Origin of the sequence: Pseudonocardia sp. EC080619-01, from assembly GCF_001420995.1 — a bacterium.
Taxonomy (GTDB): Bacteria; Actinomycetota; Actinomycetes; order Mycobacteriales; family Pseudonocardiaceae; genus Pseudonocardia.
On the sequence record NZ_CP012184.1, the window covers coordinates 3,102,944 to 3,127,704 of the forward strand.

Below are 24,761 nucleotides of genomic sequence, written 5' to 3' on the forward strand. Positions count from 1 at the left end.
GTGCTACGCTGCGGCGACGCAGAGGGGAACGGGATCGATCGCCCCGCATTCCGTCGTATCGGAGCGATCGTAGAGAGCGGTATGGCGCGACATCGAAGGCTGTCGATGTCGTTGTCTGCGCATATCTCGGTGCAGCGCTAGAAAACGGTAGACAGCTCGATGGAGCCGTCGATGTCGTCGTATGCCGTTTTCTAGCGCTGACGCGAGAGTGCCGGAGAGAGCGCGAGCGCCGGGTTCTCTGCTGCGCTCTAGCGGCTCGGGTAGAGATGCGGATACAGCGCGATCAGAGGTGGGCCAGCTTCTCCGGGTTCCGCACCGCGTAGACCGCGGTGACCAGGTCCGCGCCGTCGACCTCGGAGACCTCGATCAGGAACGCGGTGTCGACCGTGTCGCCGTCGCGCAGCAGGATCCCCGGGAGGCCGTTGAACACCCCGAACTCCGGTCCGGCACCCGGCAGCGGGTACCGGGTGAGCCCGACCAGCAGCCGGGCCACCCGCTCCCGGCCGTGCACCGGGCGGCGCGCCGCCGAGACCTTCCCGCCACCGTCGGCGACCGAGACGGCGTCCGGGGCCAGCAGCGCCGTGACCCCGGTCAGGTCGCCGCCGAGCGCCGCCCCGACGAACGCCTCCGCCACCCGCCGGGCCCGGTCCGGCGGGACGGTGAACCGCGGCCGGCGCGCCCGCACGTGCTCGCGGGCCCGGTGCGCGATCTGCCGGACGGTGCCCTCCGGCCGGCCGAGGGTCTCGGCGATCTCGGCGTGGTCGAGGCCGAACGCCTCCCGCAGCACGAACACCGCCCGCTCGTCGGGGGACAGTGTCTCCAGGACCAGCAGCATCGCGACCGTCACGTCGTCGGTGCGCAGGACCTGGTCGTCCGCACCCGCAGGATCGGTGGGCAGCGGTTCGGGCAGCCACGGACCGGGATAGGTCTCGCGGGTCCTGGCGGTGCTGCGCAGCCGGTTCAGCGCCTGCCGGGTGACGATCCGGGCCAGATAGGCCCGGGGATTCTGCACCGTGTCGTGGTCGACGGCGGTCCAGCGCAGCCAGGTGTCCTGCAGGACGTCCTCGACGTCGGCGACGCTCCCGAGGATCTCGTAGGCCAGCCGGAACAGCAGCCCGCGGTGCCGGTGGAACGCGGCGAGCGGATCGTCGTCGGGCCCGGTCACGCCACCCGCCCCCGGATCGCGCGCAGCGTGTACCGGCAGACCTGCTCCTTCACGACGGCGCCGGCCCGCCCGCCGATCGCGAGCCGCCGCGGTGCGTCCCGGCGGTCGACCAGCTGGACGAGGCCCGCGCCCGGACCGAGCGCGAGGCACTGCGCCTGGTAGCCGATCGACGCGACCGGTGCGGGCCGGCCGCGCAGGCCCGCCCGGACGGTCCGCGCCACCGCCGTGCCGAGCGGGATGGCCGCCTGGCAGCTCGCCCGGACGAAGCCGACCTCCGGGGGCGCGGCGACGGCGTCCCCGGCCCCGACGACGCGCGGGTCCCCGACGCTGGTCAGCGTCGCGTCCACGCGGAGGCGGCCGCTGTCGTCCACCGGGAGACCGCTGCGCCGCGCCAGGTCCGGGACGCCCGGCGCGGTCGCCCACGCCACCACGTCCGCGCCGAGCCCCGCCGGGTCGCCGACGGCGGCGTGCTCCCGCAGGCCGATCCCCAGCTCACGCAGCCGCGCCCGCACCCGCTCCTGGCCCGGCGCGCCCATCCCGGTGGCGACCTCGCCGTCGGTCACGAGCCGCACGACCAGGTCGGGGCGGGCGGCGGCCAGCTCCGTCGCCGTCTCGATCCCGGTCAGGCCGCCACCGACGACGGTCACGACCGCACCCGCGCCGAGCCCGGCGACGGCGTCGCGCAGCCGGGCGGCCGCCTCCAGGGTGTCCACCCGGTACCCCGCGCCGGCGGGCCCGGTCGCACCGCCGCTGCCCACCGCGTACACCAGGCGATCGAACCGCAGCTCGCCGCCGTCGTCGAGGGTCGCGACGCCGTCACCGATCCGGGTCACCCGGGCCGTCCGCGTCCGGACCCGCGGGTCGAGGACCCGGGACAACGGCACCGTCGCCGGGCCGCTCCCGGCGACGAGCCGGTGCAGCCGGATCCGCTCGACGAACTCCTCCCGCGGGTCCACCACCGTCACCTCGGCCGCACCCGCCAGCCGGTTCGCCGCCGTCACACCGGCGTAGCCCGCCCCGACCACCAGAACCGCGTGTCCCATGACCGTCCCCTTCGCGCTCGTCGGACCGGCCGTGCGGCCGGTCGGGAACGGGACACCGGCCGGACCCCCGCCCGTGACGCGCTGTGCGGGGCGTCACACCCGCGGTCCGTGCCAGGGTGGGTCGCATGAGCGGTGTGGCGGTGGTGACCGGGGCCGGATCGGGCATCGGCGAGGCGGTGGCGCGCGGGCTGCTCGACGCGGGATGGCGGGTCGCGCTCGCCGGGCGTCGCGCCGACCGGCTCGACGCCGTCGCCGCCGGCCATACCGGCGCCCTCGCCGTCGCCACCGACGTCGCCGACCCGGACTCCGTCGCCGCGCTGTTCGCGGCGGTCCGCGAGCGCTGGGGGCGGGTGGACCTGCTGGTCAACAACGCGGGCACGTTCGGGCCCGGTGGCACCGTCGACGAGATCGCCGTCGACGCCTGGCGGGACACCGTCGCGGTGAACCTGACCGGCTCGTTCCTGTGCGCCCGGGAGGCCTTCGCCGCGATGCGGGCCCAGGACCCGCAGGGCGGCCGGATCATCAACAACGGGTCGATCTCGGCGCACGTCCCGCGCCCGGGCAGCGCCGCCTACACCGCCACCAAGCACGCGATCACCGGGCTCACGAAGTCGCTGTCGCTCGACGGCCGGGAGTTCGGGATCGCCTGCGGGCAGATCGACATCGGCAACGCGGCGACCGACATGACCGCGGGCATCGCGACCGGGGCGAGGCAGGCCGACGGCACGACGCGGCCGGAGCCGACCTTCGACGTCGCACACGTCGCCGAGGCCGTGACCTACATGGCGGGCCTGCCGCTCGGGGCGAACGTCCAGTTCCTCACGATCGCCGCGACGGCGATGCCCTGGCTGGCCCGCGGCTGAGGCGTCTCGTAGTGAGACGCTGCACGACGCCCCGCGCGGGGACAATGCGGCGATGACCCGGACGATGCACGTCCTGCGACTCATCGTGCACGCTCGCTCGCGGCAGCCGGTCCTGCTGCTCGGCGAGGCCGGTGGGGACCGCTGCGTCCCGGTCTTCCTGCGCCCTCCGCAGGCCGAGGTGATCGCCGCGGGCCGCCGCGACGACGCCGCGACCGCCCTCACCCAGGACGTCCTGCTCCCGGTCGTCGCGGCGCTCGGCCGCACCCTGGACTCGGTGGAGATCAGCGACCTCACCGACGGCGTCTACTCCGCCGAGCTCGTCTTCGACGGCGGCACCCGGCTGGACGTGAAGCCGTCCGACGCGCTGGCGATCGCGGTCCGCGAGGGCCTGCCGATCGGCATGGCCGAGCACGTGCTCGAGGAGGTCGGCCAGCCGGTCGAGGACGTGCTGCCGCCGGAGTCCGAGGACGCGAGCGGGCTCGCCGCCCAGACCCGGGCGGCGACCGGCGGCGAGCCGTCCGATCCGCCGGAGCAGCAGATGCAGCAGTTCCGGGACTTCATCGACGAGGTCTCCCCGGACGACTTCAAGTAGGCCCGCTACGCGGCGGCCGCCGCGGTACCGAACTGGGTGTGGTGCAGCTCGGCGTAGCGCCCGTCCCGGGCCAGCAGCGAGGCGTGGTCACCGCGCTCGACGATCCGCCCGCGCTCCAGGACCAGGATCTCGTCGGCGTCGCGGACGGTGGACAGCCGGTGCGCGATCACGATCGCCGTCCGGCCCTCCAGCGCCTCGCCCAGCGCCGCCTGCACCGCTGCCTCGGACGTCGAGTCCAGGCTGGCGGTGGCCTCGTCCAGGACCACGATGCGCGGCCGGGCCAGCAGCACCCGGGCGATCGTCATCCGCTGCCGCTCGCCGCCGGAGAGCCGGTACCCCCGCTCGCCGACGACCGTGCCGAGCCCGTCCGGCAGCGAGGCGACCAGCTCCTCGAGCCGGGCCCGGCGCAGCGCGTCCCACAACTGTGCGTCGGTGGCGTCCGGCGCCCCGATCCGCAGGTTCGCGGCGACCGTGTCGTGCAGCAGGTGCCCGTCCTGGGTACGAAGCCGACGGCGCGGTGCACCGACTCGCCGGTCAGCCCGCGGACGTCGGCCCCGCCGATCCGGACGGCGCCGGAGCCGGTGTCGTAGAGCCGGGCCACCAGCTGCGCGACCGTGGACTTCCCGGCCCCGGACGACCCGACCAGCGCGACCATCCGCCCGGGCGGGACGGCGAAGGAGACGTCGTGCAGGACCTGCTCGCCGCCACGGGTGTCCAGCGTCGCGACCTCCTCCAGCGAGGCCAGCGAGACCTGGTCGGCGGTGGGGTAGGCGAACGAGACGTGGTCGAACGCGACGCCGACCGGACCGTCGGGCACGGGGCGCGCACCGGGGGCGTCGGCGATCATCGGCTGCAGGTCGAGGACCTCGAAGACGCGCTCGAAGCTGACCAGCACGGTCATGATCTCGATCCGGGCGCCGGCCAGCGCCGTCAGCGGCTGGTAGAGCCGGGTCAGCAGCAGCGCGAGCGCGACGACGTCGCCTGCCGACAGCGCCCCGGACAGCGCGAGCCCGCCGCCGACGCCGTAGACCAGCGCCACCGCCAGCGACGACGCCAGGGTCAGCGCGGTCACGAAGATCCACTGCAGCATCGCCGAACGGACCCCGATCGCCCGGACCCGGTCGGCCCGCTCGGCGAACTCCGCCGACTCCTGCGACGGCCGCCCGAACAGCGTGATCAGCGTGGCACCCGGTGCGGAGAAGCGCTCGGTCATCCGGGTGCTCATGGCGGCGTTGTGGTCGGCGGCCTCCCGCTCGAGGGTGGCCAGCCGGCGTCCCATCAGCCGGGCCGGGACCAGGAACACCGGCAGCAGCACCGCGGCGAGCAGGGTGACCTGCCAGGAGATGGTGACCATCGCGCCGAGCGTCAGCAGCAGGACGACCAGGTTCGACACGATCCCGGACAGCGTGTCGGAGAACGCCCGCTGCGCGCCGAGGACGTCGGAGTTCAGCCGGGACACCAGGGCCCCGGTGCGGGTGCGGGTGAAGAACGCGACCGGCATCCGCTGCACGTGGTCGAACACCGTCGTGCGCAGCTGGTGGATCAGGCCCTCACCGAGGTTCGCCGACAGCCACCGGGTGACCAGACCGAGCCCGGCCTCGGCGACGGCGGCGACCGCGATCAGCCCGGCGACGAGGGCCAGCACCGACAGCGCCTCGCCCCGGTTGATCGCGTCGGTGGCGCGCCCCGCCAGCAGCGGCGTGGCGACGGTCAGCGCCGCGCCCACCATGCTCGCGACGAGGAACCAGCCCATCCGCCGCCGGTGCGGCCGGGCGAGGCGGACGATCCGGCGCAGGGTCTCGCCTGCCGGCCGGTTCTGCCGCCCCGGCTCGGAGCCGGCGTTGCGCATGGCCATGTAGATGCTCGCGTCCATGCGCCGGACGCTAGGACCTGGAGTTCACTTCAGGTCAAGAAGAAGCCCCCGCGGGGACGGGCTCCTCGTTCAGGTCGGGGAGCGTCCACGGCCGGACGACGAGCACGAGCGAGAGGCCCGCCAGCGCGACCGCCCCGAACATCGAGGCGCCCATCGCGGCCGCGTCGTTGCCGAGCAGGCCGACGACGGGCGACGTCGCCGCCCCGATGCCGAACTGCAGCGCGCCGAGCAGCGCCGCGGCGGTCCCGGCCGTCTCGCCGTGCCGGGCCAGTGCCAGTGCGGGCGCGTTCGGCATCACGAAGCCGCAGGCGAGCAGCAGGATCCACACCCCGGCCAGGACGGCGGGCAGGCCGCCGGTCCCGGTCGCCGTCAGCACGAGCAGGGCGATCCCGGCCAGCACGCCGGCGGCGATCCCGCCGGACAGCACCCGGCGCGGCTCCAGGTACCGCAGCAGCACCGGGTTCAGCTGGGTGCCGACGACGAGCCAGACCGCGCCGGCGCCGAACAGCAGCCCGAACGTCTGCTGGTCCACCCCGAACTGCTGCTGGAAGACGTACGACGCACCCGAGACGTAGCTGAACAGCGCACCCATCGCGAGGCCCGCCACGAGCACGAGCCCGACGAACGTCCGGTCCCGCAGGAGCATCCCGTAGGTCCGCACGGTGCTGCCGAACCGGGCGGGACGACGGCGGGACACCGGCAGCGTCTCGGGCAGGCCCGCGGTCACCACCGCCAGCATGACCAGCCCGTACCCGGCGAGGAACAGGAACACCCCGCGCCAGGACACCCAGGTGAGCAGGCCCGCACCGAGGGTGGGGGCCAGCACCGGCGCCGCGCCCATCACGAGCATCAGCCGGGACAGCATGGTCGCCGCGGCCCGCCCGGTGAACAGGTCCCGGACGATCGCGAGCCCGACGACCGCCCCCGCGGAGGCGCCGACGCCCTGCAGCACCCGCAGCACGGTGAGCAGCTCGACCGTCGGTGCGACCGCGACCAGGGCCGAGGCGAGCACGTGCAGCGCCGTCCCGGCCAGCAGCGGCAGCCGGCGTCCGTAGGCGTCGGACAGCGGCCCGATCAGGATCTGGCCGAGTGCGAGCCCGGCGAGCGTCCCGGTCAGGGTCAGCTGGACCGTCGTCCCGGAGGCGGCCAGGTCCCGTCCGACCTCGGGCAGCGCGGGCAGGTAGGTGTCGATGGTCAGCGGGCCGAGTGCGATCAGCGCGCCCAGGATGAGCGCCAGCCGTACCCGGCTCGGTGTGATGACGCCAGCGCTCACCGGTCTCCCCCTCGTGTGGCCACGACACGGTGCAACCTCACGAGGGGTGACCGGGATTCCGTCCCGGACTCGTCGATCCGGTGAGCGGTGTCACGCGGACGGGGTCGCTCCTACGCCGCGCGCCGGTGGCTGCCGGCGATCTGCCGGGTGGCGACGCTGATCCGGTTCCAGGCGTTGATCGTCGCGACCGTGGTGACGAGCAGCGCCAGCGCGCGCTCGTCGAACACCGCGGCGGCCTCCTCCCAGACGTCGTCCGGAACGGCGTCGGCCCGGTCGGCCAGCCGGGTCATCTCCTCGGTCAGCGCGAGCGCGGCCCGCTCCGTGACCGTCCCCAGCTTGTCGGCGAAGGACTGCTCCACGAGCGTGTCGACGTGCGCCCGGGCCGCGAGGAGCAGCAGGTCCTGCGCGGAGTTGAAGACGGCGAACTCGTCGTTGCCCTTCCGCAGCGCCGGCGCCAGGTTCCGGATGGCGGTGGCCAGGGTGTCGTCGCGGCGCACCCGGAGCAGCTCGCGGCGGCGCTCCCGGTCGGTCAGGTCGATCCCGCGGAACAGCAGCCGCCGGGTCAGCGACGCCGCGCCGGTGTGCTCGGCGAGCACCCCGGCCAGCTGGCGCCCCAGCAGCGGTGCGATCTCGAGCGGGTTCCCCTTCTTGATCGTCCGGCCGTAGTCGGAGAGCAGCTCCTTGGCCAGCAGCTGCAGCAGCACGGTGTTGTCACCCTCGAAGGTGGTGAACACGTCGGTGTCCGCCTTCAGGGCGGGCAGCAGGTTCTCCTCCAGGTAGCCCGCGCCACCGCAGGCCTCGCGGCAGGTCTGGATGGTGTGCGTGGCGTGCCAGGTCGCGATCGCCTTGATCCCGGCCGCGGACTGCTCCAGGGTCCGCTGCTCGCGGGCGCCGACCGGGCTCGCGCCGGGCGCCTGGATGTCGTGCATCCGCTTCACCAGGTCGTCCTGGGTGAAGTGCAGCGCGAACGTCGTCGCGAGGGCGGGCAGTAGCTTCCGCTGGTGGGCGAGGTAGTCGAGGACGGCGATCTCCTCGCCGGTGGCCGGGTTCGCGAACTGGCGCCGGCGCTCACCGAACCGCACGGCGAGGGTGAGCGCCTTCTGCGCCGCACCGCCGGCACCGCCGGCGACCGAGATCCGGCCGCGGACGAGCGTGCCGAGCATGGTGAAGAACCGGGCGGTCTCGTTCCCGATCGACGACGAGTACGTCCCGTCCTCGGTGACGTCGCCGAACCGGTTGAGCAGGTTCTCGCGCGGGATCCGGACCCCGTCGAAGCTCAGCCGCCCGTTGTCGACGCCGTTCAGGCCCGCCTTGCGGCCGTCGTCGCCGATGGTGACGCCGGGCAGCGCGTTGCCGTCGGCGTCGCGCAGCGGGACCAGGAACGCGTGCACGCCGGGCTTCTCGTCGCCCGTGACCAGCTGCGCGAAGACGACCGCCATGCGGCCGTCGCGCGCCGCGTTGCCGATGTACTCTTTGCGTGCCTGCGGGTAGGGCGTGTCGACGACGAACTCCCGGGTCTCCCGGTCGTAGGTCGCGGTGGTGTGCAGGTGCTGCACGTCCGAGCCGTGGCCGGTCTCGGTCATCGCGAAGCAGCCCAGCAGCTCGCCCTCGATGATCGCGCGCAGGTACCGCTCGTGGTGCCGCTCGGTGCCCAGGACCTGCACCGCGCCGCCGAAGAGTCCCCACTGCACGCCGGCCTTGACCAGCAGCGACAGGTCGCCGTACGCGAGCATCGCGAACGCGGTCACGACGCCGCCGACGTCGCCCTCGCCGCCGACGGCCGGGTCGAACCCGGTGTGCGGGCGGCCCGACGAGGTCAGGAACTTGAGCGCGTCGGTGATGTGCGCGCGGTACTCGGCCGAGGAGAGGTCCGGGTCGGCACGCATGTCGCCGCTCGCGGCGAGCTGCGCCCGGGTCTCCTCGCGGACCTGCGCCCACCGCCCGTCGACGACGGTGCGCAGCGTGCCGGCCGGGATCCGGTCCGGTGCGGGGATGGTGCTCCGGGTCATTGCTGAACCTCCTGCACGTGCGATGCCAGGCCGGAGAGTCCGGACCAGGCCAGGTCGGTGAGGTGTGCGGTGAGCCGTTCGCGGGTGGTGCCGTCCGGGCGGGCCAGCCAGTCGTCGGCCGCGCCGCGGACGAGCCCGACGATCGCGTGCCCCCAGAACCGGGCGGCCGCATGCCCGTCGGAGCCCTCGGTACGCAGGTTGTCACCGATCACCACGGCGATCTCGTCACCGATCACCGTCACCAGGTCGTTCACCGGATCGGGGGTCTCGGTGTCGGCGCTGCGCCGGTTGCCGTTGCCCTGGACGAGCAGTGGCCGGTGGACGACGAACCGGTAGAGCTCGGGGTCGATCTCGATGAGGCGCAGGTACGCGTCGACGCCGGCGGCGACCGCGGCCCGCGGACCGAGCCGGTCGTCGGACAGCGCCTCGCCCGTGGCGCGCCGCACCTCGGCGAGCAGTACTCCGGCCACCGACTCGCAGATCGCGGTGTACAGGCCTGCCCGGTCGCCGAAGTGCCGGTAGATCACGGTCTTGCTGGTGCCGGCCGCGGCGGCGATCTCGTCCATGCCGATGCCCGCGCCGGTCCGGCGGATGGCGGCGATGGCGGACCCGACGAGCTGGACGCGCCGCTCCTCGCGATGCGCGTCCCACCTGCTGTCCCGCTTGTCCCGTGCCATCTTCACGGAACCCATAGTACCGTGTACCTTGAGTACCGGCTACCCGGTGGTAGCGACGACTACCACTACCACCAGGAAGGACGACCCCCATGCCAGCCAGCACCCGGCGCGCCGCCGTCATCGGCGGCAACCGGATCCCGTTCGCCCGCGCCAACGGCGCCTACGCGAGCGCCTCGAACCTCGACATGCTCACCACGACGCTGGACGGCCTGGTGGCCCGCTTCGGGCTGGCCGGCGAGCGGCTCGGCGAGGTCGTGGCGGGTGCGGTCCTCAAGCACTCGCGCGACTTCAACCTCACCCGCGAGGCCGTCCTCGGGTCCCGCCTGAACCCGGCGACCGCCGCGTACGACGTCCAGCAGGCCTGCGGCACCGGCCTCGAGGCGACGATCGCCGTCGCGAACAAGATCGCCCTCGGGCAGATCGACTCCGGCGTCGCCGGCGGGGTGGACACCGCGTCCGACGCCCCGATCGCCCTCAACGACGACCTGCGCCGGATCCTGGTCAAGGTCAACGCCGCGAAGTCGGCGGCGGACCGGATCAAGCTCGTCGGGCAGCTGCGGCCGGGGCAGATCGTCCCGGACATCCCGGAGAACTCCGAGCCGCGCACCGGCCTGTCGATGGGCGAGCACGCGGCCCGCACCGCGCTCGAGTGGGGCATCGGCCGCACCGAGCAGGACGAGCTCACCGTGCGCAGCCACACGAACCTGGCCGCCGCCTACGACCGCGGGTTCTTCGACGACCTCGTCACCCCGTACCTGAAGCTGACCCGCGACGACAACCTGCGGCCCGGCTCCTCGGTGGAGAAGCTCGCGAAGCTCAAGCCGGTCTTCGGCAAGGGCAGCCCGGACGCGACGATGACGGCCGGCAACTCCACCCCGCTGACCGACGGCTCCGCGCTGGTGCTCCTCGGGTCCGACGAGTGGGCCGCCGAGCACAGGCTGCCGGTACTGGCCCACGTCGTCGACGCCGAGACGGCGGGCGTCGACTACGTGCACGGCCCGGACGGCCTGCTCACCGCGCCGGTGTTCGCCGTCCCGCGGCTGCTGGCCCGCAACGGCCTGTCCCTGCAGGACTTCGACCTCTACGAGATCCACGAGGCGTTCGCCTCGGTGGTCCAGGTCCAGCGCAAGGCCTGGGAGGACGCCCGGTTCTGCAAGGAGCGGCTCGGGCTCGACGCCCCGCTCGGCGCGGTCGACGAGGCGAAGCTCAACGTCGCGGGCTCCTCGCTCGCGGCCGGGCACCCGTTCGCCGCGACCGGCGGCCGGATCGTCGCGACCCTGGCGAAGCTCCTGCGGGAGAAGGCCGACACCGAGAAGAAGGACCAGCGCGGACTCATCTCGATCTGCGCCGCGGGCGGCCAGGGCGTCGTCGCGATCCTGGAGGCGAAGAAGGCATGAGCAACGATCTCCTGGCGACCCTGTCGAACACCCCGATCGCCAAGCAGCTGGGTCTGCCCACGGTGCCGACCCTGCGCCGGCACCGCCCCGGCGACCCGCTGCCGGCCGGGCCGGTGCTCGTCACGTCCGTCGGAGCCGGCCGGTTCGCGGAGCCGGTCGCCGCGTTCGTGGAGGAGAACGGGCAGCAGGCCGTCACCGAGCCCGGGGACGAGAAGCTGCACGGCGTCGTCGTCGACCTGTCGGGGGCGAGCACGCTCGCCGACCTCGCGGCGGCCCAGCAGCTCCTCACCCCGGCGGTGCGGAAGCTCGGCCCGTCCGGCCGGCTGCTGCTGATCGGTGCCGAGCCGGGCGAGGCGACCGGAGCCGAGGCGGCGGCCGTCGCGCAGTCGCTCGACGGGCTCGTCCGCTCGATCGGCAAGGAGCTCCGGTCCGGCGCCACGGCCAACCTGATCGTGGCGGGCGCGATCGCGTCGCCCGCGGCGGTCGACTCGTCGGTGCGGTTCTTCCTCTCCGCCCGCTCGGCCTACGTCGACGGCCAGGTCGTGCACGTGGGCGAGCAGGTCGGCACCCCGCGGGAGCCGGCCGAGGTCGACGACCCGCGCGCCGAGGAGCAGCCACTCGCCGGGCGGATCGCCGTCGTCACCGGGGCCGCCCGGGGCATCGGCGCGGCCATCGCCGACACCCTCGCCCGGGACGGCGCGCGGATCGTCGCCGTCGACGTCCCGGCGGCCGGGGAGGGCCTCGCCCGGACCGCGAACCGCACCGGCGGCACGGCACTGCAGCTCGACATCACCGCCGCCGACGCGGCCGACCGGCTGCTCTCGCACCTGGCCGACCGGCACGGCGGCGTCGACCTCGTCGTGCACAACGCGGGCATCACCCGCGACAAGCTGCTCGCGAACATGACCTCCGACCGCTGGAACTCGGTGCTCGGGGTCAACCTGGGCGCCCAGCTGACGATCAACGAGGCGCTGCTGGCGCCGGGCTCCCCGCTGCACGAGTCGGGCCGCGTCGTCTGCGTGTCGTCGCAGTCGGGCATCGCGGGCAACCGGGGCCAGACCAACTACGCCGCCTCCAAGGCCGGCGTGATCGGGATGGTCCACGCGCTCGCCCCGCGGTTCGCCGAGCGCGGCGCGACGATCAACGCCGTCGCACCCGGGTTCATCGAGACCGACATGACGGCGAAGATGCCCGTCGCCACCCGCGAGGGCGGCCGCCGCATCAACTCGCTCAAGCAGGGCGGGCTGCCGGTCGATGTCGCCGAGGCCATCGGCTGGTTCGGCCGGGCCGAGTCCGGCGGGCTGAACGGCCAGGTCGTGCGGGTCTGCGGCCAGTCGATGCTGGGGGCCTGAGATGACCGTCTCCCCGACGACGGCAGGGACCGGCCGGACGGTCACCGAGCTCTCCGGCCCGCCCGCGCTCGGCCCGCTCTACGCCTCGGCCGCCGCCGGGGCGGTGCTGCCGGGTGGCGGCGGCGGTGAGCTCCCCGCACGGGAGATCGTCCGGCGCGGGATCACGGTGGACCCCGGGCACCTCGCCGACTACGCCCGCGTCTGCGGGTTCCGGGTCGGCGACGCCCTCCCCGTCACCTACCCGCACATGCTGACCTTCCCGCTGCAGGTCGTGCTGATGGCCGAGCGGTCGTTCCCGCTCGCCCTGCCCGGGATGGTGCACGTCGCCAACCGGATCACGGTGCACCGGGCGGTCGCGCCGTCGGAGACCCTCGACGTCCGGGTGTACGCCGACCGGTTCACCGCGCACGCCAAGGGCGCCCAGGTCGACCTGATCGGCGTCGTCTCCGCGGGCGGCGAGGTCGTCTGGGAGGGGCGCAGCACCTACCTGGCCCGCGGGGCGAAGGCCCCCGCGGGAGCCGCGGGCGAGGACATCGCCGAGCCGGCCGCCCCGACCGGCACCGCGAGCGCGCTGTGGCGCATCCCGGGCGACACCGGACGCCGGTACGCCGCCGTCTCCGGCGACGTGAACCCGATCCACCTGCACCCGCTCACCACGAAGGCCATGGGCTTCCCGAGGGCGATCGCGCACGGCATGTGGACGGCCGCGCACGCCGCCGCGTCGCTGGAGGGCCGGATCCCCGACGCGTGCACCTACGACGTCGTCTTCCGCAAGCCGGTGCTGCTCCCGGCGACGGCCGAGCTCGTCACCGAGCGGGACGCGAACGGCGCGTGGGGACTCGCGGTCCGCAGCGCGAAGAAGGCGGAAAAGCTGCACCTGATCGGCCGGATCTCCGGGTAGGCAGGACACGACCCGGCCGGGTGGGCAGGTACCGCTCCCCCGGTCGGGTGGTTCTGGATCGGTCCATGAGCCGGTTCAGCAACGTCACCCCGGTGACGGACGTCCATCTCTATGCCCACCATTCGTCACCTGACACCCGCGAGGAGGCCACGATGAACGAGGACGGCACCACCACCGAGACCGACGAGCAGCACGACGACGAGACGCACATCGTCCGCGGACTCGACTGAGGCGGAACCACGCAGTACCGGTAGCTCGCCCGGCGGCGGTGGAACCCACCGTGGGCACGGGCCTGCACGGGGTGCGCGCAGAACCTCGATCAGGAGCTGCGCCGCCCGGACCGTGCGCCCGCCCCGGGCCGGCCCCTCTAGGGTCGGGCCATGCTGGTCGAGCGCATGCGCCCGTTCACCTCCACGATCTTCACCGAGATCTCCCGCCTCGCGGTCGAGACCGGTGCGATCAACCTCGGTCAGGGTTTCCCCGACACCGACGGCCCCGCCTCCCTGCTCGCCGACGCCGCCGCGAACATCACCGAGCGCGGCGCCAACCAGTACCCGCCCGGCCCGGGCGTCCCGGCACTCCGGCAGGCGGTCGCCGACCACCAGCGCCGCTTCCACGGCCTCGACGTCGACCCGGCGGACGTCGTCGTCACCACCGGGGCCACCGAGGCGATCGCCTCGACGCTGCTCGGGTTGTGCGAGCCGGGTGACGAGGTCGTCGCGTTCGAGCCGACCTACGACTCCTACGCCGCGTCCGTCGCGCTGGCGGGCGCCACGCTGCGCCCGGTCCCGCTCCGGCCCCCGCACTTCGGGTTCGACGACGACGAGCTCGCCGCCGCCTTCTCCGACCGCACGAGGGTCGTGCTGGTCAACACCCCGCACAACCCGACCGGCACCGTGTTCACCGCCGAGCAGCTGACCCGGATCGGGGAGCTCGCCGTCGCGCACGACGCCGTGATCGTCACCGACGAGGTCTACGAGCACATGACCTTCGACGGCGCCCGGCACGTCCCGATGGCGTCGCTGCCCGGCCTCGCCGACCGGACCCTGACGATCTCCTCGGCCGGGAAGACGTTCTCCGTCACCGGCTGGAAGGTCGGCTGGGTGCACGGCCCGCCCGGGCTGGTCGCCGCGCCGCGGGCGGTCAAGCAGTTCCTGACCTTCCACGGCGGCGCGCCGCTGCAGCCGGCCGTCGCGGACGCGCTGGCGCTCGGCGACGACTTCTATGTCTCGATCGGTACCGAGCTGACCCGCAAGCGGGACCTGCTCTCGGCGGGGCTGGCCGATGCCGGGTTCGACGTCCTCACCCCGCAGGGCACCTACTTCGTCGTCGCCGACCCGACCCCGCTCGGCTACGACGACGGCGTCGACCTCGCCTGGAAGCTGCCCGAGCTGTGCGGGGTCGCGGCCGTCCCGGTCTCGGTGTTCTGCCAGTCCGAGGCGGGCGCGGCGGCGACCCGGCCGCTCGTGCGGTTCGCGTTCTGCAAGCGCGACGAGGTGCTCACCGAGGCCGTCACCCGGCTCGCCACGCTGAAGGAGGCCCGCTCGTGAGCTCCCGCCACGTCGGCGTCGTGATCGCCGCTCCGCCGGAGACCGTGTACGCCTGGGTGCGCGACCCCCGGAACCTGCCGCGCTGGGCGGCCGGCGTCGGCGACCGGGTCGAGGAGCGCGACGGGCGCTGGATCGTCCCGGGCGGCCCGCTGGGGGAGGTCGAGTTCCGGTTCGTGCCGGAGAACGACTGGGGCGTGCTCGACCACGAGGTGGTCCTGCCGTCGGGCGAGGTCGCCCACAACCCGCTGCGGGTCGCGCCGCACCCGGACGGCTCGGAGATCGTCTTCAGTGTGCGGCGCGCCCCGTCGGCGACGGACGCGGACGTCGAGCGGGACGTCGCCGCCGTCGTCGCGGACCTGGAGCGGCTGCGCGACCTGCTGGAGGCCACGCCCCGGCCCGGACCGACCACCTGACCGGGCCCCGGGTGGAGAGCGACGACGACCGCTCACCCTTTCGGCCTAGAATCCGCGGCCATGACGAATGAGCGGCCGACCCGGCCCGGACGCCCCGTCGTCGGCCTGTCGGTGCGGGCGCTGATCGCGCTCGTCGTCGTCACGGCGAACGTCGGTGGCGCCGCCGTCGTGCTGGTGATCGCGGCGTTCGTGCTGCCCCGCGAGCAGCTGCTCGACGCCGCCGGGATCCGTCTGGTGAACCTGGCCGTGCTCGGCGGCTACCTGCTGGTCGCGATCCCGATCGGGATCTTCTTCGGCCGCCGCGCGCTGACCGTGCGCCGGCGGGCGTCGGACCCGGAACGCACCGAACGACGGCTGGTGCTGCACGGCCCCGCCCGGATCACCTCGGCGATCGCGCTGCTGTGGTTCCTCGCCGCCGTGCTGTTCTGCCTGCTCAACCTGCGGTACTCGGGCCGGCTCGCGTTCTCGGTGACGTCGGCGGTCGCGATCGGTGGCGTGACCACCTGCGCGCTGTCGTTCCTGCTCGTCGAGCGGATGCTGCGCCGCGCAGCGGCCCGGGTGCTGTCCGGGCGCCCGCCGCGGCGGCGCCGGCTCGTCACCGGCGTGATGCTGCGGTCGGTCGGGTTCTGGGCGCTCGGGACCGCGGTCCCGCTGGCCGGTGTGATGCTCGCCGGCCTGGTCGCGCTCGTGTTCGGCGACGCCTCGCCGACCCAGCTGGCCGTCACGATGCTGGCGCTGGGCGGGACCGCGATCGGCACCGGGCTGCTGACGACGATCGGTGCGGCCCGCGCCATCGCCGACCCGGTCCTCACCGTCCGGCGGGCGCTCGCCCGGGTGCAGGACGGCGATCTCGACGTCCGCGTCCCCGTCTACGACAACACCGAGCTCGGCCAGCTCCAGGCCGGCGCCAACCAGATGGTGGAGGGCCTGCGGGAGCGCGAGCGGATCCGCGACCTGTTCGGCAGGCACGTCGGCCGCGACGTCGCCGAGGCCGCCGCCGCGACCGACGGCGGGGTCCGTCTCGGCGGCGAGGTCCGGCCGGTCGCGGTGCTGTTCGTCGATCTCGTCGGATCGACGAGCATGGCCGCGCGGCGCCCGCCCGAGGAGGTCGTCGCCCTGCTCAACCGGTTCTTCGGCGTGGTCGTCGAGTGCGTGGAGAGCTCCGGCGGGTGGATCAACAAGTTCGAGGGCGACGCCGCGCTGGCCATCTTCGGGGCGCCGATCGACCTGGACGACGCCCCCGGCGCCGCGCTGGCCGCGGCCCGCTGCCTGAGCGACCGGCTCGCCGACGAGATGCCCGACGTCGAGGCGGGGATCGGTGTCTCCGCCGGCGATGCCGTCGCGGGCAACCTGGGCGACCCGCGCCGCTACGAGTACACGGTGATCGGCGACCCGGTGAACGAGGCCGCCCGGCTGACGGAGCTGGCCAAGTCGGTCCCGGGCCGGGTCGCGGCGTCGTCCCGCGCGGTCGACGCGACCGGCGCCGAGGCGCGCCGGTGGCGCTCGGTGGAGACGGTGACCCTGCGCGGGCGGGACGAGCCGACCGGGATCTGGGTGCCCGTCGAGCACACCGAGGCCCCGCAGGAGGAGCCGGTGCCCGCCGGCGACACGGACTGACCGGCCGCCGTGCCCCTGCCCGACCGGAACGGTCATGCGTGACTGGACCCGTCGAGTCGGGCACGATGCCGCCATGAGCAGCGCTGCCTCGGGCTTCAGCGACCAGACCACCGCCGCGATCACTCGGGCCCGCCGGCACTCGGTGGGCGACCTGCTGCACCGCACGGCGATCCGCTACCCGGACAAGCTCGCCGTCGTCGACGGGGAGACCCGCTGGACGTTCACCGAGTTCGACGCGGCGGTGAACCGCTGCGCCGCCGCGCTCACCGAGCAGGGCCTCACGAAGGGCGACCGGCTCGCGCTGCTGTCGCACAACTGCTACCAGTTCGCCGTCCTGGTGTTCGCCACCGCCCGGCTCGGCGTCGTGCTCGTCCCGATCAACTTCATGCTGAACGCGGAGGAGATCGCCTTCATCCTCGACCACTCCGGGGCCAGGGCGTTCGTCGTCGAGGACGCGCTCGCGGCCACCGCGGAGAAGGCGCTCGCGCAGGCCGCGGAGCCGGCGTCGGTGCGGGCCTGGATCGGGTTGTCCGGCCAGGTGGCGACCGGGGAGTGGGTGGATCTCGACTCGTGGATCGACGGTGAGGGCGACCCGGGTCAGCCCGACGTCCACGTCGGCGACGACGACCCGCTGCGCCTGATGTACACCTCGGGCACCGAGTCCCGGCCCAAGGGCGTCATGCTGCCCAGCCGGTCGCTGATCACCCAGTACGTGTCCTGCGTGGTCGACGGCGGCATGGAGCACGGCGACGTCGAGCTGCACTCGCTGCCGCTCTACCACTGCGCGCAGCTGGACTGCTTCCTGTCGGTCGACGTCTACCTGGGCGCGACCAGCATCATCCTGCCCGCGCCGGACCCGGCCCGGCTGCTCGAGACGATCGAGCGGGAGCGGGTCACCAAGCTGTTCTGCCCGCCGACGGTGTGGATCTCGCTGCTGCGGCACCCGGACTTCGACTCCCGCGACCTGTCCAGCCTGCGCAAGGGCTACTACGGTGCCGCGGCGATGCCCGTCGAGGTGCTGCACGAGCTGTCCCGGCGGCTGCCCGACGTGCGGCTGTGGAACTTCTACGGCCAGACCGAGATGTCGCCGCTGGCCACGATCCTGCGCCCGGAGGAGCAGCTGGAGCGGGCCGGGTCGGCGGGCCGGGCGTCGCTGAACGCCGAGACCCGCGTCGTCGGCGAGGACGGCGAGGAGCTGCCGGTCGGTGAGGTCGGCGAGATCGTGCACCGGTCCCCGCACGCCGCCCTGGGCTACTACGGCGACGAGGCCAAGACCGCCGAGGCGTTCGCGGGCGGCTGGTTCCACTCCGGCGACCTCGGCGTGATGGACGCCGAGGGCTACCTGAGCGTCGTCGACCGCAAGAAGGACATGATCAAGACCGGTGGGGAGAACGTCGCCTCCCGGGAGGTGGAGGAGGCGCTCTACCTGCTCGACGGCGTCGCCGAGGTGGCGGTCTTCGGGGTGTCCCACCCGCACTGGATCGAGGCGGTGACCGCGGTCGTCGTGCCGAAGGAGGGCGTGACCCTCACCGAGGACCAGGTGAACGCGCACGCCCGGGAGAAGCTCGCCGGCTACAAGCGACCCAAGTACGTCGTGTTCGCCGACGGGCTGCCCAAGAACCCCAGCGGGAAGATCCTCAAGCGGGAGCTGCGGACGGCGCACGGGGACCTGGGCGCTGCGCGCTCGTGAGTGGTTAGTGCGGTCTGGACCGCACTAACCACTCACGGGTCAGTCGGTGATCCCGTACTGCCGGATCTTGCGGTAGAGCGTGGAGCGGGCCAGGCCGAGCGCGGTGGCGGCAGCCTTCCGGTTGCCGGCGGCGTCGCGCAGCGCCGCGACGATCGTGTCCCGCTCGGCCTGGTCGACGGCCCGCAGCGTGCTGCGCGGCGCGCTCTGGCACGAACCGGGCAGGTCGGTGGGCTCGATGCTGCCGACCGGGCGCCGGCGCAGCGCCGCGTCGAGCGCCGCGCGCAGCTCGGTCACGTTGCCGGGCCACCCGTGCCGGGCGAGCGTCCGCAGCGCCGCGGGGGCGAGCCGGACCTCGCGGTGCGGGGCGAGCTCGGCGAGCAACCCGGCGGCCAGCACGGGCAGGTCGCCGGAGCGGTTGCGCAGCGGTGGCACGCTCGCCGAACGCCGGAACCGTGCGAGGAGGGCGTCGTAGGCGGGCCCGCGGCCGGTGTCGTCGCCCGCGGTCGCGGCGATCCGCAGCCCGGGACGGAGCCGGGCGTCGTCGAGCGCGGTGGTGAGCGGGCCGAGCACGCCGTCGGGGAGGCGGTCGACGTCCCGCAGCACTAGCAACCGGCCGTCGCCGGGCCCGCGCAGGCCGGTCACGACGGCCCCGGGTGCGGCGGCCACCTGCTCCGGGTCCAGCGTCACGACCTGTCCCGGACCGTGCACGGACCGGTCGGCGTCGGTGAGCATCCGGGTCCGGCCGGACCCCGCCTCGCCGAGGACGAGGACGGCGCACGGCTCCTCCCGCAGCGCGCCGGTGACGGTCGTCCAGGCCGCGCGCCACGCGGGGGAACCGCGCCCGGGCCCGCCACCCGGGCGGCGCCCGGCCGCAGCGTCGTCGTCGCGGGGGACCGAGACGGTCCCGACCATGCCGGCGTCGGCCGGGCCGGCGGCGATGGTCGTCCCGCGCAGCCGCACCCGGGTACCGGAGGGCAGGTCCACCCAGGCGTCGGTGGACGGGGTCCGCCGCATCACGAACCGCATGTGGTCCTGCAGCGCGATCAGGTCGCCGGGGTCGAGGAGGGTCTGGACCCGCACGTTGGTCAGCACCGTGCGGTCGCCGACCGCGAGGACCGCCCGGCGGCCGCGGGCGTCGATCCGGGAGTAGGCGTCGAACAGGGCCTGCTGGGCGGGGTCGCGGTCGCGGAGCAGCCCCTCCTGGATCCGCGCCGCGGACGAGCGGACCAGCGAGTGCAGCACCGGCGACGAGTGGTCGGACCGGCAGCTGATGTCGAGCACGCCCTCGATCCGCCCGGTCAGCGGATCCCGCACGGGCGCGCCCGCGCAGGCGTACTCGTGCAGCCGCTCCACGAAGTGCTCGGCGCCGACGATGTGGACGGACTCCCCGGACTCCAGCACCGTCCCGACCCCGTTGGTGCCGACGGTCTCCTCCCCGTAGCCGAAGCCCTGGGCGAAGTGGTTGCCGTCGGCGAGCCGCCCGATCGACGGCGCGGTGTCGCGGCGCACGAGCAGCCGGGCCCGGTCGTCGGTGAGGGCCACGCAGACGGGGACGTCGGCGAGCTGCTCGACGAGATGCTCGATCACCGGCAGGGCACATCGGACGAGCCGGGACCCGAAGTCGAGGTCCGGGTGGTAGCGGTTCGCGATCGCGGCCGGGTCGACGCCGCGCGCGACGCTGCGCCGCCACGACGCCGCCACCCGTCCGCGGACGCCGGGCAGTACGCCGCCGCCGTCCAGCAGACCGGCGCGGGCGGAGGTGAGCAGCCTGCGATCGGCCTGGACGTCAGCCATGCGCCGCACCTCTCTGTGGGGTCCCTCACATCATGCGGGCACGGTCAAGCCCGGCCCGTGTCCGAGATTGGGACACCCTCCGTGCCGGTGCCGGGACCTAGCGTCGGCCGCGTCCCCGCTCAGTGCCGACCAGGGAGGTCTCCGCCATGACCGGTGCCGCCACGACCGCACGCGACCAGGACGCAGGCAGCGACGACGCCGGCCACGTCGACGTCCTCGTCGTGGGGGCCGGTGTGTCCGGCATCGGTGCCGCGCACCACCTGCGGGAGCGGTTCCCCGACCGGACCTTCCTGCTCCTGGAGGCCCAGGACGACCGCGGCGGGACCTGGTGGACGCACCGTTACCCCGGTGCGCGCTCGGACAGCGACCTGTTCACCTACGGGTACCGGCACAAGCCGTGGCGGGGCCCGTCGATCGCCGCGGGCGACGAGATCCTGTCCTACCTCGACGAGGTGATCGACGAGGACGACCTCGCGGGCCGGATCCGCTACCGGCACCGGGTCACCGCGCTGAGCTGGTCCTCGGAGGACGCCCGGTGGACGGCCGAGGTCACCCGGACCGACACCGGCGAGCAGCTCCGGATCACCGCGTCGTTCCTGTGGATGTGCCAGGGCTACTACAACCACGACGAGCCGCACACCCCCGAGTGGCCGGGCACCGACCGGTTCGAGGGCCGGATCGTGCACCCGCAGGCCTGGCCGGACGACCTCGACACCAGCGGGAAGCGGGTGCTCGTCATCGGCTCCGGTGCGACGGCGGCGACCGTCGTCCCCGCGGTCGCCGGCGACGCCGAGCACGTGACGATGCTGCAGCGCTCGCCGTCGTACTGGTTCCCCGCGCCGACGGTGCACGAGCTCGCCACGATGCTGGAACCGCTGGACCTCCCCGACGAGTGGACCCACGAGATCCTGCGCCGCACCTACGTCCAGCAGCTCGACTGGCTCGCGACGACCGGCCGCGACGATCCCGACCAGTTGCACGAGTTCCTGGTCGAGACGATCCGCCCGCTGCTGCCCGAGGGCACCGACGTCGGCAGGCACTTCACCCCGGCCTACCGGCCCTGGCAGCAGCGGATCGCGTTCGTCCCGGACGGCGACATGTTCACCGCCATGCGGGAGGGGCAGGCCTCGATCGTCACCGACACGATCACCGAGTTCACCGAGAAGGGCGTGCAGATCTCGTCGGGCGAGGTGCTGGAGGCCGACGTCGTCGTCACCGCCACGGGGTTCGACCTGTCGGTGTTCGGCGACATCCCGTTCCGGGTGGACGGCGAGCCGGTCGACTTCACGCGCCGGGTCACCTGGCGCGGGCTGATGATCAGCGGGGTGCCGAACATGGCGTACTCGTTCGGCTACTTCCGGCACAGCTGGACGTTGCGGGTGGACCTGAACAACGACGTCGTCGCGCGGATCTTCGACCTGATGGCCGAGCGGGGCGCCGCCACCGTCGTCCCCGAGCTGCGCCCCGGCGACGCGGACATGCCGCTGCTGCCCTGGACGGACCCGCAGAACTTCAACCCCGGCTACGTCCTGCGCTCGCAGGACAGGATGTTCCGCCAGGGCGACCGGGAGCCGTGGATCCACCAGCACGAACACGAGCACGACCGCACGACGCTGCCCGAGGCCGACCTCGACGACGGCCTCACCTACCGCTGACCCCTCCGCTCCCGCATCCGCATCCGCATCCGAGGAGATCCCCGTGCCCCAGACGACCGTGCGCACCGGCGTCACGCTGAACTACGAGATCAGCGGCAGCGGCGACCCGTTGCTGCTGATCATGGGAACGTCCGGCTCGATCCCGCTGTGGGGCGAGCTGTCCGGCCGCCTGGCGCAGACCCACCAGGTGATCGCGTTCGACAACCGTGGCCTCGGCGGCAGTGACCGCGGGGCGGGCCCGATCGACGTCGCCACACTGGCCGAGGACGCCTCGGGCCTGCTGGAGGCGCTCGGGATCCCCCGGGCGCACGTGCTCGGCTGGTCGCTCGGGTCGGCGGTCGTGCAGGAGCTCGCGCTCGCCCACCCCGAGCAGGTCGCCTCGGCGGTGATGTACGCGACCTGGGGTCGCTGCGACGGGTTCCAGCGCTCCGTGCTCAGCGCCCTGCGGCTGCCCTACGTGCACCGGGACATGGAGTCGGCGCTGGCCACGGCGGGACTCGCGTTCTCCCCGCAGCTGCTCGACCACCCCGACTTCGGGTCGATGATGGAGCCGATGCTGCCCGCGTTCCCGCAGAACGAGGCGCAGATGCAGGTCACCGTCGAGCAGTGGGACGCCGACCTCGCCCACGACTCGCTCGACCGCCTCGGCGGGATCACCGCGCCGACGCTCGTCCTGGTGGGCGAGCAGGACCTGCTCACCCCGCCGTGGCAGGCGAAGAAGGTCGCCGACGCCGTCCCCGGGGCCCGCTACGAGCTCGTCACCGGCCCCGGGTCGAGCCACGGCATGCACATCGAGCGCCCCGAGGAGCTGACGAAGATCGTCATCGGCTTCCTGGCGAGCGCTACGCGCTCGTGAGTGGTTGAGACGGTCCTGACCGCGACAACCACTCACGAGCGGCGCAGCCGCCCATGAAGGAAGGCCGAGGCGAGCGCCGACATCCGCGCCGCCTGCGCGTTGTCCGCGGCGCCGCCGTGGCCGCCCTCGATGTTCTCGTAGTAGGTGACGTCGTGGCCGGCCTCGTCGAGCGCCGCGGCGAACTTCCGCGCGTGCCCGGGGTGCACCCGGTCGTCGCGGGTCGAGGTCAAGAGGATCACCGGCGGGTAGGCCGCGGCGGGGTCGATCAGGTGGTAGGGCGAGAAGGTCCGGATGAACTCCCAGTCGTCGGTGTCCGGGTCGCCGTACTCGGCGGTCCACGACGCCCCGGCGAGCAGGTGGCTGTAGCGCTTCATGTCCAGCAGCGGCACCTGGATGACGACCGCCCCGAACAGCTCCGGGTAGCGGACCAGCATGTTCCCGGTCAGGAGCCCGCCGTTGCTGCCGCCCTGCACGCCCAGGTGCGCCGGCGCGGTGATCCGCCGGTCGATCAGGTCGCGGGCGACGGCGGCCATGTCCTCGTAGGCGCGCGGCCGGTTCTCGCGCAGCGCGGCGCGGTGCCAGCGGGGGCCGTACTCGCCGCCGCCGCGGATGTTCGCGACGGCGTAGACCCCGCCGCGGGCCAGCCAGGACCGGCCGATCGCACCGGAGTAGCCGGGCGTCAGCGCGATCTCGAAGCCGCCGTAGCCGTAGAGCAGGGTCGGTGCGGTCCCGTCGAAGGGCAGGTCCTCCGGGCGGACCAGGAAGTACGGGACGCGGGTGCCGTCGTCGCTGGTCACGAAGTGCTGCTCGATGACGTGCGTCGACGCGTCGAAGAACGACGGCGAGCTCTTCAGCGTCTCGGGCTGCTCGCCGACCGTCGCGATCGCCAGCGTCGACGGGGTGAGGTAGTCGGTGACGGTGAGCCAGACGTCGTCGCACTCGTCGGGGTCGACCGCGGACACCCCGACGCTGCCGAACTCGGGCGCACCGGTGAAGGGGGACCGGGCCCAGCCGTCGTCGCCCGGGGTGAGGACCGACAGCCGGTTGACGACGTTCTCCAGCACGTTCAGCACGAGGTGGTGACGGGTCCAGGTGTACCCGGCCAGCGACGACTCGTCGGTCGGCGCGAACAGCACCTCCCAGGCCGGCGTTCCGGCCATGACGTCGTCGAACCGGGCGGCGAGCAGCGACCCGGCCGGGAACGTGCCCCAGTCCTCGCGCAGCTCCAGGACGAGCCACTCGCGCTCGACGTCGGCGACCGCGGAGTCCGGGACGGGGATCTTGCGCAGTACGTCGCCGTCGACGAGGAACAGCTCGTCGGAGTAGAAGTCGATCGCCCGCCGGACGAAGTCCCGCTCGTGACCGGGGGTCTGGTCGTGGAACGCCGAGACCGACAGGTCCTCGACCGTGCCCTCGAAGACGACCGGCGCCTCGGCGAGCGGGGTGCCCCGGGTCCAGCGCCGCGCGATCCGCGGGTAGCCGGAGCTCGTCGTCGTGCCCTCGCCCAGCTCGGTGGAGACCCAGATCGTGTCCCGGTCGATCCAGCTGACCCCGCCCTTCGCCTCGGGCCGGACGAAGCCGCCGGGCACCCAGTCCTTCGCCTCGACGTCGAACTCGCGGGTGACGTCGGCGTCGGCGCCGCCGCGGGAGAGGTCGACCAGCGCGCGGTCGAGGCCCGGCCGCAGGAACCGGGCGCCGTGCCAGACCCAGTTCTCGCCCTCGGCCTCGTTGAGGGCGTCGACGTCGAGGAGGATCTCCCAGTCCGGCTCGGGCTTGCGGTACTCCTCCGGCGTCGTGCGCCGCCACAGCCCGCGCGGGTTCCGCTCGTCGGTCCAGAAGTTGTAGTAGTACCCGCCGCGCCGGGTGACCCACGGGATCCGGTCGCGGGAGTCGAGCACCTCGCGGACACCGGACTCGAGCTCGCCGAACAGCGTGCTGCCGGCCAGCTGCTCCTCGGTACGGGCGTTGCGGGCGGCCACCCACTCCAGGGCCTCGCCGCCGGTGACGTCCTCGAGCCAGGCGTGGGGGTCGTTCGTCATGC

The 24,761-nt window shown here is 73.9% G+C and carries 19 protein-coding genes and 1 pseudogene; 12 read left to right on the top strand and 8 right to left on the bottom strand.

Annotated elements, in window-relative coordinates:
* Positions 1-283 precede the first annotated feature (283 nt).
* Positions 284-1,165: an RNA polymerase sigma factor SigJ gene (gene sigJ, locus AD017_RS14630; RefSeq protein WP_060574555.1), complete on the bottom strand. Its 882-nt coding sequence runs from the start codon at positions 1,163-1,165 to the stop codon at positions 284-286.
* Positions 1,162-2,208, bottom strand: coding sequence for an FAD-dependent oxidoreductase (locus AD017_RS14635; protein ID WP_060574556.1), 1,047 nt, complete (start codon positions 2,206-2,208; stop codon positions 1,162-1,164). Before AD017_RS14635 ends, sigJ begins: the two co-directional genes overlap by 4 nt.
* 125 nt (positions 2,209-2,333) lie before the next feature.
* Between AD017_RS14635 and AD017_RS14640 the strand changes: the two genes are divergently transcribed.
* Both AD017_RS14640 and AD017_RS14645 read left to right on the top strand, forming a co-directional pair.
* Complete coding sequence (locus AD017_RS14640; protein WP_060574557.1) at positions 2,334-3,071, top strand: SDR family oxidoreductase; 738 nt, start codon at positions 2,334-2,336, stop codon at positions 3,069-3,071.
* A 52-nt stretch (positions 3,072-3,123) separates the two neighbouring features.
* A complete protein-coding gene (locus tag AD017_RS14645) occupies positions 3,124-3,663 on the top strand; it encodes a bifunctional nuclease family protein (RefSeq protein WP_010243631.1) in 540 nt (179 codons plus the stop codon).
* A gap of 5 nt (positions 3,664-3,668) precedes the next feature.
* On the opposite strand, the pseudogene AD017_RS14650 reads toward AD017_RS14645, so the two are convergent.
* The 4 genes and pseudogenes from AD017_RS14650 to AD017_RS14665 all read right to left on the bottom strand — a co-directional run bounded on the left by AD017_RS14650 (position 3,669) and on the right by AD017_RS14665 (position 9,495).
* Positions 3,669-5,512, bottom strand: a pseudogene (locus tag AD017_RS14650) (ABC transporter ATP-binding protein).
* 58 nt (positions 5,513-5,570) lie between these two features.
* Positions 5,571-6,809, bottom strand: a complete 1,239-nt coding sequence (locus AD017_RS14655; protein WP_010243629.1) for a multidrug effflux MFS transporter — start codon at positions 6,807-6,809, stop codon at positions 5,571-5,573.
* 110 nt (positions 6,810-6,919) lie between these two features.
* Positions 6,920-8,818 carry an acyl-CoA dehydrogenase family protein gene (locus AD017_RS14660; RefSeq protein ID WP_168172280.1) on the bottom strand — a complete coding sequence of 633 codons (1,899 nt, stop codon included), beginning with the start codon at positions 8,816-8,818 and terminating at the stop codon, positions 6,920-6,922.
* Positions 8,815-9,495, bottom strand: a complete 681-nt coding sequence (locus tag AD017_RS14665) for a TetR family transcriptional regulator (RefSeq protein WP_227013379.1) — start codon at positions 9,493-9,495, stop codon at positions 8,815-8,817. The genes AD017_RS14660 and AD017_RS14665 overlap by 4 nt, the downstream gene beginning before the upstream one ends.
* An 89-nt stretch (positions 9,496-9,584) precedes the next feature.
* Here AD017_RS14665 and AD017_RS14670 point away from each other — a divergent pair, with 89 nt between their 5' ends.
* From AD017_RS14670 to AD017_RS14700, 8 genes are all read left to right on the top strand, one after another.
* Complete coding sequence (locus AD017_RS14670; protein ID WP_060574559.1) at positions 9,585-10,892, top strand: acetyl-CoA C-acetyltransferase; 1,308 nt, start codon at positions 9,585-9,587, stop codon at positions 10,890-10,892.
* Positions 10,889-12,244 (top strand): 3-oxoacyl-ACP reductase, encoded by a 1,356-nt coding sequence (locus AD017_RS14675; RefSeq protein ID WP_060574560.1) that lies wholly within the window; start codon positions 10,889-10,891, stop codon positions 12,242-12,244. Before AD017_RS14670 ends, AD017_RS14675 begins: the two co-directional genes overlap by 4 nt.
* Position 12,245: 1 nt before the next feature.
* The gene (locus AD017_RS14680; protein ID WP_060574561.1) at positions 12,246-13,145 is read left to right on the top strand and encodes a MaoC/PaaZ C-terminal domain-containing protein; all 900 of its coding nucleotides are present in this window, start codon (positions 12,246-12,248) and stop codon (positions 13,143-13,145) included.
* Between the two features lie 65 nt (positions 13,146-13,210).
* Positions 13,211-13,375: a hypothetical protein gene (locus tag AD017_RS35335; RefSeq protein WP_010243620.1), complete on the top strand. Its 165-nt coding sequence runs from the start codon at positions 13,211-13,213 to the stop codon at positions 13,373-13,375.
* A 150-nt stretch (positions 13,376-13,525) separates the two neighbouring features.
* Positions 13,526-14,695, top strand: a complete 1,170-nt coding sequence (locus AD017_RS14685; RefSeq protein WP_010243619.1) for a pyridoxal phosphate-dependent aminotransferase — start codon at positions 13,526-13,528, stop codon at positions 14,693-14,695.
* Positions 14,692-15,108: an SRPBCC family protein gene (locus AD017_RS14690; protein WP_060574562.1), complete on the top strand. Its 417-nt coding sequence runs from the start codon at positions 14,692-14,694 to the stop codon at positions 15,106-15,108. The genes AD017_RS14685 and AD017_RS14690 overlap by 4 nt, the downstream gene beginning before the upstream one ends.
* A 60-nt stretch (positions 15,109-15,168) precedes the next feature.
* Positions 15,169-16,725 carry an adenylate/guanylate cyclase domain-containing protein gene (locus tag AD017_RS14695; protein ID WP_060574563.1) on the top strand — a complete coding sequence of 519 codons (1,557 nt, stop codon included), beginning with the start codon at positions 15,169-15,171 and terminating at the stop codon, positions 16,723-16,725.
* Positions 16,726-16,798: 73 nt separating this feature from the next.
* Entirely contained in the window at positions 16,799-18,415 is a 1,617-nt protein-coding gene (locus AD017_RS14700; RefSeq protein WP_060574564.1) for an acyl-CoA synthetase, read from the top strand.
* Between the two features lie 39 nt (positions 18,416-18,454).
* Here AD017_RS14700 and AD017_RS14705 read toward each other — a convergent pair whose 3' ends face one another.
* Positions 18,455-20,209: a sigma-54-dependent Fis family transcriptional regulator gene (locus AD017_RS14705; RefSeq protein WP_060574565.1), complete on the bottom strand. Its 1,755-nt coding sequence runs from the start codon at positions 20,207-20,209 to the stop codon at positions 18,455-18,457.
* 146 nt (positions 20,210-20,355) lie between these two features.
* On the opposite strand from AD017_RS14705, the gene AD017_RS14710 reads away from it, so the two are divergent.
* Together AD017_RS14710 and AD017_RS14715 are read left to right on the top strand one after the other, a co-directional pair.
* Positions 20,356-21,864 carry an NAD(P)/FAD-dependent oxidoreductase gene (locus AD017_RS14710; protein ID WP_060574566.1) on the top strand — a complete coding sequence of 503 codons (1,509 nt, stop codon included), beginning with the start codon at positions 20,356-20,358 and terminating at the stop codon, positions 21,862-21,864.
* Positions 21,865-21,907: 43 nt separating this feature from the next.
* Positions 21,908-22,720, top strand: coding sequence for an alpha/beta fold hydrolase (locus AD017_RS14715; protein ID WP_060574567.1), 813 nt, complete (start codon positions 21,908-21,910; stop codon positions 22,718-22,720).
* Between the two features lie 32 nt (positions 22,721-22,752).
* Here the strand turns inward: AD017_RS14715 and AD017_RS14720 are convergent, their stop codons facing one another.
* A complete protein-coding gene (locus AD017_RS14720; RefSeq protein ID WP_145982763.1) occupies positions 22,753-24,759 on the bottom strand; it encodes a prolyl oligopeptidase family protein in 2,007 nt (668 codons plus the stop codon).
* Positions 24,760-24,761 lie beyond the last annotated feature (2 nt).